This is a genomic window from Streptomyces sp. NPDC036815, assembly GCF_055609205.1.
This window is the reverse complement of sequence record NZ_JBVJPW010000008.1, coordinates 191,379-203,117: the sequence shown is the minus strand read 5'-3', so window position 1 is coordinate 203,117 and position 11,739 is coordinate 191,379. Positions and strand designations below refer to the sequence as shown.

The window sequence follows — 11,739 nt, the reverse complement described above, 5'->3', positions numbered from 1 at the left end:
CCCCGGGACAACCCGGATTGACAGCAGATCCCGTCATGCGTAAGCCTTGACTGACAGGTTTCGGGACCAGCACGAAGGCGGGCCATGGACAGCGAGGAGCTACTCGCTTTTCTCGCGGCGATCGGCCACACGCAGCGCATCCGGATCATCAACGAGCTCTCCGCTGGACAGCTGTACGTCAGCGAGCTGGCCCGGCGGCTCGGAGTGTCCCGCCCGTTGCTCTACATGCATCTGGAGCGGATGGAGAAGGCCGGTCTCGTCGTCGGCCGCCTGGAGCTCTCCGCCGACGGCAAGGCGCTCAAGTACTTCGAACTGGCGCCGTTCGACGTCCGGTTGAACGTGGATACGATCGTCGCCGCCCTCCGGCAGGACCGGCCGGGCGAGGACGAACAGCACTCATCAAGGGGGACGTCCTAGTGGACGACGTGATCATCCCGGTCGCCTTTTTCCTGATACTCGCCGGCGCGGTCGTCGCCGTCGCGTACTTCCAGACGCAGCGCAACAAGGAACGCGACCGCCAGTACGCCGAGGCCATGCAGGGTTACCGCGAGGCCGTCGAGCGCGCCAGGTCCGAGCAGGAGGCGAACCGCCTGCAGCTCGTCGAGCTCGGCCACCGCCTGCAGAACGTCGAGGGTCTGCTCCGCAGCGTCGACTGACCGGCCGGGTCTCGTCCCGCGCCGGTCCTTTCGCGTCCACGCGGGTGAGTGTGTGTACCCGGTTGCGGCTTAAGCTCGTCTCTTGGCAACGCCGCACGCTGTTGCCCCGTGTTTCCAGCAGAGTGAGAGAGAAGAGTGAGCACGATGTTTTCGCAGGTCAGCGGGATGACCAGGAGTGCGGGGTAACGGACAGGTGCACATCGTCATCATGGGCTGCGGGAGAGTCGGGTCCGCTCTCGCGCAGAACCTCGAACAGCAGGGGCACACGGTCGCCGTGGTCGACCAGGACCCGACGGCCTTCCGCCGCCTGGGCGCCGGGTTCGGCGGCCGCCGCGTGACCGGCGTCGGCTTCGACCAGGACACCCTGCGCGAGGCCGGCATCGAGGAGGCGGGCGCCTTCGCCGCCGTCTCCAGCGGCGACAACTCCAACATCATCGCCGCCCGCGTGGCCCGCGAGATGTTCGGCATCGAGAACGTCGCGGCCCGCATCTACGACCCGCGCCGCGCCGAGGTCTACCAGCGCCTGGGCATCCCGACGGTCGCCACGGTCCGCTGGACCGCCGACCAGATGCTGCGCAGGCTGCTCCCGTCCGGCGCCGAGCCGCTCTGGCGCGACCCCACCGGTGGCGTGCAGCTCGCCGAGGTGCACGCGTCGGCGGCCTGGATCGGGCACAAGATCAGCCAGCTCCAGGAGGAGACCGGCGTGCGCGTGGCCTTCCTCACCCGGCTGGGCGAGGCGGTGCTGCCGACCTCGCAGACGGTCCTGCAGGAGGGTGACCTGGTGCACGTGATGATGCGCACCGACCAGGTCGACAAGGTCGAAGCGGCGTTCGCCGAAGGCCCCGAGGAGGGCGGTCACTGATGAGGGTCGCCATTGCCGGAGCCGGCGCGGTGGGACGTTCCATCGCCGGTGAGCTCCTGGAGAACGGCCACGAGGTCCTTCTCATCGACAAGGCGCCGACGGCCATCTCCGTCGAGCGCGTCCCGCAGGCCGAGTGGCTGCTCGCCGACGCCTGCGAGATCACCTCCCTCGACGAGGCGGCGCTGCAGCGCTGCAACGTCGTGATCGCCGCGACCGGCGACGACAAGGTCAACCTCGTCGTCTCGCTGCTCGCCAAGACGGAGTACGGCGTCCCGCGCGTCGTCGCCCGCGTCAACAACCCCAAGAACGAGTGGCTCTTCAACGAGTCCTGGGGCGTCGACGTCGCGGTCTCCACGCCGCGACTGATGTCCGCGCTCGTCGAGGAGGCGGTGAGCGTAGGCGACCTCGTGCGGCTGCTCCGCTTCAGCCACGGCGACGCGAACCTCGTGGAGCTGACGCTGCCGCCCGAGTCGGCCCTCGCGGGCACGCAGGTCGGTGACGTGCAGTGGCCCGAGGACACCTCGCTCGTCACGATCATCCGCGGTACGCGCGTTCTCGCGCCGACCGCGGACGACTCCCTGGAGGCGGGGGACGAGTTGCTCTTCGTGGCGGCGCAGGCGCGGGAGGAGCAGCTGGAGGACCTGTTGTCGGTGCGGCGGGACTGAGGTCGTACCGGCTGACGGTATGCCGATGAGGGGCGCCCGGGAAGTTCCCGGTCGCCCCTCATCGTTTCTTGCGTCTCACGATGTCTGCGGGTGCGTCGTCGCTCGTCGCGCGGTTCCTCACGCCCCTGAAGACAGTTCCTCGCGCCCCTGAAAGCGGTCCCCCGCGCCCCTCGGCGGGCTCCGCCTAAGCGTCTCGGCGTTCCCGCTCTCGTTCCGCCTTGCGGGTCTCCTCCGCCTTTTCCGCCGCTTCCATCTCCGCGAAGACGTCGATGGGGGGCGGGGCCTTGGCCAGGAAGACCCAGGTGAAGTAGACGGCAAGCAGGAACGGGGGGATCTTCAGGGCCACGAGGACCCAGCCGAACTGGGTCGTGTCCGCCCACCAGTACAGCGGGAAGAGGATCGCGCACTTGGCGAGCAGGATGAGGCCCCAGGCCCAACTGGCCTTCGCGTAGGCCTTCTTGCGGCCCGGGTTGCGGGTGCGCCAGGAGAGGTTCTCCTTGAAGACCGGGCCCAGGATGAGGCCGATCAGGGGCACGCCCGCGAGGGTCGTGATCATGTAGGCCAGGGAGAGGCCGAGGGTGTAGAGCATGCCGGGCAGGTAGAAGTCCTTGGCGTTGCCGGTCATCATCGCGAAGACCACACCGAAGACCACACCGAAGACGCCGCTGAAGGCGTGCTTGACGGTGTCCTTCATGACCAGGCGGACCACGACGAGCACCAGGGACACCGCGAGGGCCGCGATGGCCGACATGTGCAGGTCCTTGTTGATCGTGAAGATGGTCACGAAGAGCAGGCCGGGGACGACCGTCTCCACCATGCCCCGCACGCCGCCGAAGGCTTCGAAGAGCGCTGCCTCGGTCACGGCCCGGGAATCGGCGTCCTGATCCGCGTTCCCGTGGTCCGTCGGCTTGTCGAGGGACGTCACCGGCTACTCCCGTCCGAGGGGTCTGAGTTCGTACTTGGGGTTGAAGAGCACCCGGCGGCCCCGGCTCATCGAGATCCGGCCCGACGCGATCAGCCTGCGCCCCGGTTCTATCCCCACGATGGAGCGCCTGCCGAGCCACACCACGTCCAGCGCCGCCGACCCGTCGAACAGCTCGGCCTCCAGGGCGGGGACCCCGGCACGTGGTCGCAGAGTGACCGTGCGCAAGGTACCAGTAACGGTGACTATCTGGCGGTCTTGGCAGTCGCCGATGCGGACGCAGCCCGCTGTCTCGGCGTCCTCCCTCAGCTCCTCCGACTCCAGGTCCTCCTGTGAGGAGGAGAGCCGGTCGAGCATGCGCCGGAAGCGGCCCGCCGGCTTTTCGGAACCAGGAACAGCACTCATGCAAGAAGCGTACCGGGGTACGCCGATACAGCGGAAAGCGGTGCGCTCATCTGTGCTTATGTCCGCTCAGTACCCGCTGCGACGCCCCCTGAAGCGAATAATCCGGTCACTTCTCGAACCGGTATCCCATGCCCGGCTCCGTGATGAAGTGCCGCGGATGCGCCGGGTCCGTCTCCAGCTTGCGGCGCAGCTGCGCCATGTAGACGCGCAGGTAGTTCGTCTCCGTACCGTACGAGGGGCCCCAGACCTCCTGGAGCAGCTGCTTCTGGCTGACCAGGCGGCCGGTGTTGCGCACCAGGACCTCCAGGAGGTGCCACTCGGTGGGGGTCAGGCGGACGTCGCGGCCGTCACGGTTGACCTTCTTGGCGGCCAGGTCGACGGTGAAGTCCCCGGTGTCGACCATCACGTCGTCCTCGCCGGGCCCGGTGGGCTCCGCCCTGCGGACGGCGGCGCGCAGCCGCGCGAGGAGCTCGTCCATGCCGAAGGGCTTGGTCACGTAGTCGTCGGCGCCCGCGTCCAGCGCCTCGACCTTCTCGTCCGAGCTGTGCCGGGCGGAGAGGACCAGGATCGGGACGCGCGTCCAGCCGCGCAGGCCCCTGATGACCTCCACGCCGTCCATGTCGGGCAGACCGAGGTCGAGCACGATCACGTCGGGGTGGCGGGCGGCGGCGACCTGCAGCGCGGTGGCGCCGTCGGGGGCCGAGTCCACCTCGTACTTGCGCGCCTTCAGGTTGATCACGAGGGCGCGTACGATCTGCGGCTCGTCGTCGACCACGAGCACCCGGGTCATGGTTGCCTGCCTTTCTGGCATCTGGTTCCTTCTGGCATCTGGTTCGAGGTCACGAGGTGACCTGTGCCGAGAGCTCGGAGCGGGTCTGCGGCCGCCCGGCGGCCGCCCGCAGGGTGAGGACCATGGTGAGGCCGCCGCCGGGGGTGTCCTCGGCGGCGAGGGTGCCGCCCATGGCCTCGGCGAAGCCCCGGGCGACGGCGAGGCCGAGGCCCACTCCGGCGCCGCGCGGAGCGTCACCGTAGCGCTGGAAGGGCGCGAAGATGCGGTCCTTCGCGCTGTCCGGGACACCCGGGCCCCGGTCCACCACGCGGATCTCGACCCGCTCGCCGAGAGCGCTGGCGGAGACCTTGACGGGCTCCCCGTCGGGGGCGTACTTCACGGCGTTCTCGACGACGTTGGCGACCGCCCGCTCCAGGAGGCCCTTGTCGACGGCGACCATGGGCAGCGTTTCGGGGATGTCGAGGTCCGCGCTGCCGTCGGGCACCCCGCCCAGGGCCATGGGGACGACCTCGTCGAGGTCGATCTCGCGGATCAGCGGGGTGACGGTGCCGGTCTGCAGCCGGGACATGTCGAGGAGGTTGCCGACGAGGTGCTCCAGGCGGTCGGCGCCCGCCTCGATGCCTTCGAGGAGCTCGGCCTCGTCCTCCTCGGACCACTCCACGTCGTCGGACCGCAGCGAGGAGACGGCCGCCTTGATGCCCGCGAGGGGCGTACGCAGGTCGTGGCTGACGGCGGCGAGCAGGGCGGTGCGGATGCGGTTGCCCTCGGCGAGGGTGCGCGCCTTGTCGGCCTCGGACTGCAGGCGCTGGCGGTCCAGGACGACGGCGGCCTGCGCGGCGAACGCGGCGAGCACGCGGCGGTCCGCGGCGGGCAGGACCCGGCCCGACAGGGCGAGCGCCATGTGGTCGCCGACGGGCACGTCGACGTCGGCGACCTCGGGCCGTTCCAGCGGGCGGCCGTCGCCGGCGCTGCCCGCGCAGGTCCAGGGCTCGGTGTCGCTCTCGCGCTCCAGGAGGGCCACGGACTCCATGGCGAAGGTCTCGCGGACGCGTTCGAGGAGGGCTTCCAGGCTGGTCTCGCCGCGCAGCACGCTGCCGGCGAGGAAGGAGAGTATCTCCGCCTCGGCCCGCAGCCGGGCCGCCTGCGCGGTGCGCCTGGCCGCGAGGTCCACGACGGACGCCACCGACACCGCGACGCCCACGAAGACGGCGATGGCGAGGATGTTCTTGTTGTCGGAGACCGTCCACAGGTGCTTCGGCGGCGTGAAGTAGTAGTTGAGGAGCAGCGAGCCGAAGGCCGCCGACGCGAGCGCCGGGAGCAGCCCGCCCACCAGCGCGGCGGCGACCGTGAGCGCCAGGAACAGCAGCATGTCGTTGGCGAGGCCGAGATCGGCGTCGACGTGGGCGAGCAGGAGCGTCAGGAGCGCGGGTCCGCCGACGCCGACCAGCCAGCCCCAGATGACCCGGGAGCGGCCGAGGCGGGCCCCGCGGGCGACGGGCAGCCCGCGCCCCTTGGCGACCTCGCCGTGCGTGACGATGTGCACGTCCAGGTCGGGCCCCGAGTCGCGGGCGACGGTCGCGCCGACGCCGGGCCCGAAGACGTACTGCCAGGTCTTGCGGCGCGAGGAGCCGAGGACGATCTGGGTGGCGTTGACGCCGCGTGCGAAGTCGAGGAGCGCGGCCGGTATGTCGTCGCCTATGACGTGGTGGAAGGTGCCGCCGAGGTCCTCCACCAGGGTGCGCTGGACGGCGAGTTCCTTGGGGGACGCGCCGGTCAGGCCGTCGCTGCGGGCGATGTAGACGGCGAGGATCTCGCTGCCGGAGCCCTTGGCCGCCATCCGGGAGGCGCGTCTGATCAGCGTGCGGCCCTCGGGCCCGCCGGTCAGGCCGACGACGATGCGCTCGCGGGCCTGCCAGGTGGAGCGGATGTTGTGCTCGCCCCGGTACTGCTGAAGGTACTCGTCGACGCGGTCGGCGACCCAGAGCAGGGCGAGCTCGCGCAGCGCCGTGAGGTTGCCGGGCCGGAAGTAGTTGGAGAGGGAGGCGTCGATGCGGTCGGGCTTGTAGATGTTGCCGTGCGCCATGCGGCGGCGCAGCGCCTGGGGCGACATGTCGACCAGCTCGATCTGGTCGGCGCGGCGGACCACCTCGTCCGGCACGGTCTCGCGCTGGCGTACGCCGGTGATCGACTCGACGACGTCGCCCAGGGACTCCAGGTGCTGGATGTTCACCGTGGAGACGACGTCGATGCCGGCCGAGAGGAGCTCCTCGACGTCCTGCCAGCGCTTGGCGTTGCGGGAGCCGGGGACGTTGGTGTGGGCGAGCTCGTCGACCAGGGCGATGGCGGGAGAGCGCTCGAGGACCGCGTCGACGTCCATCTCGGTGAAGGCCGTGCCGCGGTACTCCAGGTCCTTGCGGGGGACCTGTTCCAGACCGCTCAGCATCACCTCGGTGCGCGGCCGGTCGTGGTGCTCCACGAAGGCGACCACGCAGTCGGTGCCGCGCTCGGTACGGCGGTGGGCCTCGGAGAGCATGGCGTACGTCTTGCCGACGCCCGGTGCCGCACCGAGGTAGATCCGAAGCTTGCCGCGTGCCATGGCCCCATTGTCTTCCCGAAAACGCTGTGTACGCAGCGTCGACCTTACGGCCAACAATTCCGGCATTACGGACGAGGGGGTGCGGGGGTGCCGTCCTTGACACAACCCTGATGCGAGCGGTCGCGGCGCCGGAGAGCGCAGGTCAGTGCGTGGCGACCGTGCCGTCCCGCAGTTCCAGGACCCGGTCGGCCAGGCCGAGCAGCGTCGGGTCGTGCGTGGCGACCAGCGCGGTGACGCCCTCGCTGCGGACGACCGCGCGCAGCAGCTCCATCACGGCGAGCCCGGTCTCCGCGTCGAGCTGCCCGGTGGGTTCGTCGGCTATCAGCAGGGCGGGCTTGTTGGCGAGGGCGCGGGCGATGGCCACGCGCTGCTGCTGGCCGCCGGAGAGCTCGCCGGGCCGCTGTCCGGCGTGGTCGGCGAGGCCCACGAGGGCGAGGAGGAGGGCGACCCGCTCCTCGCGCTCGCGGGGATCGGTCTTGCGCAGCCGCAGGGGGACGCCGACGTTCTCGGCGGCGGTGAGGATGGGGATGAGCCCGAAGGACTGGAAGATGAAGCCGAGCCGGTCGCGGCGCAGCTCCAGGAGGCCGCTCTCGCCGAGGCCCGCGAGCTCCACCCCGTCCACGGCGATCTTCCCGTGGTCCGGGGAGTCGAGGCCGCCGACGAGGTTGAGCAGGGTCGTCTTGCCGGACCCGGAGCGGCCCTTCAGCGCGACGAGCTCACCGCGCGGGACGGCGAAGGAGACGCCTCGCAATGCGTGGACGGCCGCCTCGCCGCTGCCGTACGTCCGGTGGAGGTCCTCGACGACGACCATGTCCTGCGCGCTCACTGCCACCGCTCGCTCCCCTTTTGTACGCCCCTGGGTCCGCGGGGGCCGGGCGCCAGTATCGTCACCGGACGCCCGGCCCGACAAGGTCCGGACCAGTGCGGGAGCGTGCGGGATCAGCGGGGGTTGCCCGCGTGCGTCAGCGTCTCCCAGGCGACGAAGAGGTTGTTGGAACCGGCCGGACGGTTGTGTTCGGTGAGCTTCTGGGTGTTGGTCATGGCATGGCCGAGGCGGCCGGCGAGGGCGTTGTAGCCGACCTCGGTGACGGGCCCCAGGCCGCGGTGGACGGTGCCCCCGCAGAGCGAGGCGGGCGGCGCCTCGCCCAGCTCGTACCTGGCCTGGAAGCCGAGGCCCTGGCGCAGCCGCTCGCCGACGTCCGTGGCGTAGAGGTCCTGGCCCTGGATGCGGCTGGTCTCGGCGACGTGGGAGATCGCGGAGAGGCCGTACCCGGTGTGGGTGAAGTCCCGGCAGGTCTCCTGGGTGAGGCCGGTGGCGAACGTCCCCTGGCCCTGCCAGTACTTGACGATCTTCTCGCGGGTGTCGAGGTGCTGGCCGGGCACGGTCTTCGGCAGCGCGCCGTCGGAGGCGAGGTAGACGTACGCGGCCGTGCGCGTCCGGAACTTCGCCATCGCCTTGTCGTACGACGCCTCGTCCTCCAGGAAGACGGAGATGCCGACGGCCGCCTCCATCATCGACAGCTCCCAATTGCCGTTGGAGTGGGAGCCGTTGATGACCTCGGGCAGGTAGACGTCGCGCAGCATCGTGGCGAAGCGCGCGGAGTTCGCCCAGGTGCCCGGGTACGTGTACTTGATGATCTCGGCGGCGCGCGGCCAGCTGGATCCCGCCCAGCCGGTCTGCAGCGGGGCGTTGCTGTTGGTGTGGTCCCGCAGAGTGGCCGACCAGGCGTCCATGAGCTCGATGGACTTCTTGGCGTAGCGCTCGTCACGCGTGACGTACCAGGCGAGGGCGGTGGTGTAGGCGGCTGTTGCGTCCTCGCGCTCGTCGGTGCAGCCGTAGTCGGGGTCGGAGTACGAGCCGCACTCCACGACCGCGCGGGGCTTGGGGGTGCGGGAGAGGGAGGCGTACTTGCTGCCCATCATCTGGTCGTAGGCGGACTTCCAGGGCTGGGCCCCCGCGGCGACCTTCTCGCGGGTGAAGTCCAACTGGCCGCGGGAGACGGTGACTCCGGGGTGGACGAAGGACGAGGGGGCGGCCTCGGCCCGCCCGGTGCCGGGCCAGGCCACGAACCCGGCGACCAGGGCCGTCACGGCAGCGACGGCGGCCGCCCCCAGGGGGAGCCGTGATCTGCGGCGGCTTCGGGAGCGGGCGGAGGTGGGGGCGTACGGCATGGGGGGACCATCCGTTCTGAGAGGTCTCGGGTTCTCGTATGTGAACGTCAAGTGCCTTTCTGAACACGCGTGTTGGCCCGTGACCATAGGTACGGACCTGTCCCCCGTCAAGACGTGGAGCCGAAGACCCCGGAGGCCGCGGGGCCGTACACACATGTGACCCGCGGCGGTCCGGACGAGCCGGAACCACCGCGGGTCACACGGGAGGTGGAGGAGCGGTCAGCGCACCTCGGTGATCTCGGGGCCGCGCTGGAGCTGCCCCATGCCGCCCGAGAAACGCGAGCCCTCCTGCTGCTCCTGCTGGACGTTCTCCGCGACCATCTGGGCGTCGTCCGGCAGCTTCAGGACGATCGGGTCGCGCGGCGCCATCGGGCCCTCGCCGCGCACGACGACCGTGTCCCGGAAGATCTGCTCCAGGAGACCGGCCGCCTGCGGCTGCACCGCGCCCTGCCCGGAGATCACACCGCGCAGGAACCAGCGCGGCCCGTCGACGCCGACGAAGCGCACGACCTGTACGCCACCCGTGCCGTCCGGCAGCTGCACCGGCACCTGGGCGCGCAGCTCCCAGCCGAGCGGGCCCTCGACCTCGTCGATGACACCGCCCTGCTGGGTGATGCCCGAGGCGATCTCCTCGCGGACCTCGCCCCAGATGCCCTCCTTCTTGGGGGCGGCGAAGCCCTGGAGCTGGATGGCGCTGTCCTGGAGCACGACGGTGGCCGCGACGATCGCGTCGCCCGCGACCTCCACCCGCAGCTCCATGCCCTCGACGCCCGGCACGAAGAGCCCACCGAGGTCCACGCGACCCTCGCCGGGCTCACGGACCTCGGAGAGGTCCCAGGGGCCGTCGGGACGGGGCTCGGGCTCGAGCCTCACGCGCGAGCGCGCGACGCCGGCGTCAGCGGAGTCATCGCTGTCCATGCCGTCGACGACCTGCTCGTCCGCGCCCGCCGCGTCCTCGGCGGCACTGTCCTTCTTGCGACGTCCGAACACGTCACTGTCCTTCCCGGTCGGATACGACCGATGCGTATCGATTCCCACCCGTTTGATCACCCGGGCTCACACCTGGGCCGACGCCCACGGCGGCATGGCCGCCGGTGGACCCGAAGCCCCCCTCGGCCCGCGCCGATGCGGGAAGCTCCGCCACCTCCTGGAAGCGGACCTTCTCGACCTGCTGGACGACCAGTTGGGCAATCCGGTCGAAGCGCTCGAACCGCACGGCCTCGCGCGGATCGAGATTCACCACGATCACCTTGATCTCCCCACGGTACCCGGCATCCACCGTCCCCGGGGCATTCACCAGAGCGACACCGCAACGGGCGGCGAGCCCGGAACGGGGGTGCACGAAGGCCGCGTACCCCTCGGGGAGCGCGATGGACACCCCGGTCGGCAGGACCGCGCGCTCGCCGGGAGCGAGTTCGCGGGACTCCGTCGTCCGCAGATCGGCACCGGCGTCACCGGGCTGCGCGTACGCGGGCAGCGGTACCTCGGGGTCGACGCGCCTGATCAGCACGTTCAGCTCGTCGGGGGGCGTCACGGGTTCACCTCGAAAGCGCGGGCACGCCGGACCTGGTCCGGGTTGTCCATGGCCGCCTGGATCTCCTCCGGGCGGCCGTTGTCGATGAAGTGGTCGACCTTCACCTCGATGAAGAGGGCGTCGGCGCGGACGGCGACGGGCCCGTCGGGGCCGCCGATCCGCCCGGTGGCGGTCGAATAGATCTTCCGTCCGGCGACGGCGGTGACCTCGGCCTCCAGGAACAGCACGGTCCCCAGCGGCACGGGCCGCACGAAGTCGGTCTCGAGCCGCCCGGTCACGGCGATCACGCGCAGCAGCCAGTTCAGCGATCCGAGCGTCTCGTCGAGCGCGGTGGCGAGGACGCCGCCGTGGGCGAGGCCGGGGGCGCCCTGGTGCGCCTCGCGCACGGTGAACTCGGCGGTGATGGCCACGCCGTCCCCGGCGCGCGCCGCGAGGTGCAGTCCGTGCGCCTGTCCCTCGCCACAGCCGAAACAGTGCTCGTAATGGGCACCGATGAGCTCACCGGGGGCGGGCGCGTCAGGGTGGCGGACGGGCGCTATCGCGTCGGCCGGGGGCGTCAGAGCTGCAGATGTACCACTCACAGGCGCAGACCTTACCTCCGCGTCAGCCCGGCAACCGCACCGTGCCAAGCTTGGTTCCATGCAGCCTTATGAAGAACGCCTGACCGCGCCTCGTTCGTGGTGGTTCGCCTCGGTCCTGGTGGGCGTCGCGATGGCCCTGATCCTGCTGCCGTTCGGCACCCTGCCGCTCCTCGGCGGCCTGGTCGGCGGCACGGCTGTGGCAGCGGTCGTCACCAGCGCGTACGGCGCGGTGCGGGTCCGGGTGGTGGCGGGCTCACTGGTCGCCGGCGACGCGAAGATCCCGGTGTCCGCCCTGGGCGACGCGCAGGTTCTGACCGGCGAGGAGACCCGCGCCTGGCGCACCTACAAGGCCGACCCGCGCGCCTACATGCTGTTGCGCGCCTACATCCCCACGGCGCTGCGGGTGAACATCACGGACCCCGACGACCCCACCCCGTACGTGTACGTCTCCACGCGGCACCCGGAGGAACTGGCAGCGGCGCTCGACTCGGTACGTCAAAGCGCCCCCTGACCAAGGGGCGCAGATCAGGGGCGCGGGGAACTGCGCGACCAGCCA

14 protein-coding genes are annotated in these 11,739 nt (G+C 70.8%); 5 read left to right on the top strand and 9 right to left on the bottom strand.

Translation table 11 applies throughout. The features are described from left to right. Positions 1-84: 84 nt before the first annotated feature. From ACZ69I_RS18865 to ACZ69I_RS18850, 4 genes are all read left to right on the top strand, one after another. Positions 85-417, top strand: coding sequence for an ArsR/SmtB family transcription factor (locus ACZ69I_RS18865; RefSeq protein WP_467676708.1), 333 nt, complete (start codon positions 85-87; stop codon positions 415-417). After that, entirely contained in the window at positions 417-656 is a 240-nt protein-coding gene (locus tag ACZ69I_RS18860) for a hypothetical protein (protein WP_467676710.1), read from the top strand. The genes ACZ69I_RS18865 and ACZ69I_RS18860 overlap by 1 nt, the downstream gene beginning before the upstream one ends. A gap of 193 nt (positions 657-849) precedes the next feature. Continuing rightward, on the top strand, positions 850-1,518 hold the full coding sequence (locus ACZ69I_RS18855; RefSeq protein ID WP_389713539.1) for a potassium channel family protein: 669 nt from the start codon (positions 850-852) through the stop codon (positions 1,516-1,518). Then, positions 1,518-2,183: a potassium channel family protein gene (locus tag ACZ69I_RS18850; RefSeq protein WP_361731847.1), complete on the top strand. Its 666-nt coding sequence runs from the start codon at positions 1,518-1,520 to the stop codon at positions 2,181-2,183. Before ACZ69I_RS18855 ends, ACZ69I_RS18850 begins: the two co-directional genes overlap by 1 nt. Positions 2,184-2,367: 184 nt before the next feature. On the opposite strand, the gene ACZ69I_RS18845 is transcribed toward ACZ69I_RS18850, so the two are convergent. The 9 genes from ACZ69I_RS18845 to ACZ69I_RS18805 all read right to left on the bottom strand — a co-directional run bounded on the left by ACZ69I_RS18845 (position 2,368) and on the right by ACZ69I_RS18805 (position 11,183). Next, positions 2,368-3,108, bottom strand: coding sequence for a DUF3159 domain-containing protein (locus ACZ69I_RS18845; RefSeq protein WP_470833331.1), 741 nt, complete (start codon positions 3,106-3,108; stop codon positions 2,368-2,370). 3 nt (positions 3,109-3,111) lie between these two features. After that, positions 3,112-3,510 (bottom strand): OB-fold nucleic acid binding domain-containing protein, encoded by a 399-nt coding sequence (locus ACZ69I_RS18840; RefSeq protein WP_470833330.1) that lies wholly within the window; start codon positions 3,508-3,510, stop codon positions 3,112-3,114. Positions 3,511-3,616: 106 nt separating this feature from the next. Then, positions 3,617-4,300 carry a response regulator gene (locus tag ACZ69I_RS18835; protein WP_467677008.1) on the bottom strand — a complete coding sequence of 228 codons (684 nt, stop codon included), beginning with the start codon at positions 4,298-4,300 and terminating at the stop codon, positions 3,617-3,619. Between the two features lie 49 nt (positions 4,301-4,349). After that, the gene (locus tag ACZ69I_RS18830; RefSeq protein WP_470833329.1) at positions 4,350-6,896 is read right to left on the bottom strand and encodes an ATP-binding protein; all 2,547 of its coding nucleotides are present in this window, start codon (positions 6,894-6,896) and stop codon (positions 4,350-4,352) included. A 142-nt stretch (positions 6,897-7,038) separates the two neighbouring features. Then, a complete protein-coding gene (locus tag ACZ69I_RS18825; RefSeq protein WP_470833488.1) occupies positions 7,039-7,707 on the bottom strand; it encodes an ABC transporter ATP-binding protein in 669 nt (222 codons plus the stop codon). Positions 7,708-7,835: 128 nt separating this feature from the next. Continuing rightward, positions 7,836-9,068, bottom strand: coding sequence for an alginate lyase family protein (locus ACZ69I_RS18820; RefSeq protein ID WP_470833327.1), 1,233 nt, complete (start codon positions 9,066-9,068; stop codon positions 7,836-7,838). 219 nt (positions 9,069-9,287) lie between these two features. Then, a complete protein-coding gene (locus ACZ69I_RS18815) occupies positions 9,288-10,058 on the bottom strand; it encodes a DUF3710 domain-containing protein (RefSeq protein ID WP_467676721.1) in 771 nt (256 codons plus the stop codon). A 1-nt stretch (position 10,059) separates the two neighbouring features. Then, positions 10,060-10,602 (bottom strand): dUTP diphosphatase, encoded by a 543-nt coding sequence (gene dut, locus ACZ69I_RS18810; RefSeq protein WP_467676723.1) that lies wholly within the window; start codon positions 10,600-10,602, stop codon positions 10,060-10,062. After that, a complete protein-coding gene (locus ACZ69I_RS18805) occupies positions 10,599-11,183 on the bottom strand; it encodes a PaaI family thioesterase (RefSeq protein ID WP_470833326.1) in 585 nt (194 codons plus the stop codon). The genes dut and ACZ69I_RS18805 overlap by 4 nt, the downstream gene beginning before the upstream one ends. Before the next feature lie 58 nt (positions 11,184-11,241). On the opposite strand from ACZ69I_RS18805, the gene ACZ69I_RS18800 reads away from it, so the two are divergent. Beyond that, positions 11,242-11,694, top strand: a complete 453-nt coding sequence (locus ACZ69I_RS18800; RefSeq protein ID WP_470833324.1) for a DUF3093 domain-containing protein — start codon at positions 11,242-11,244, stop codon at positions 11,692-11,694. Positions 11,695-11,739 lie beyond the last annotated feature (45 nt).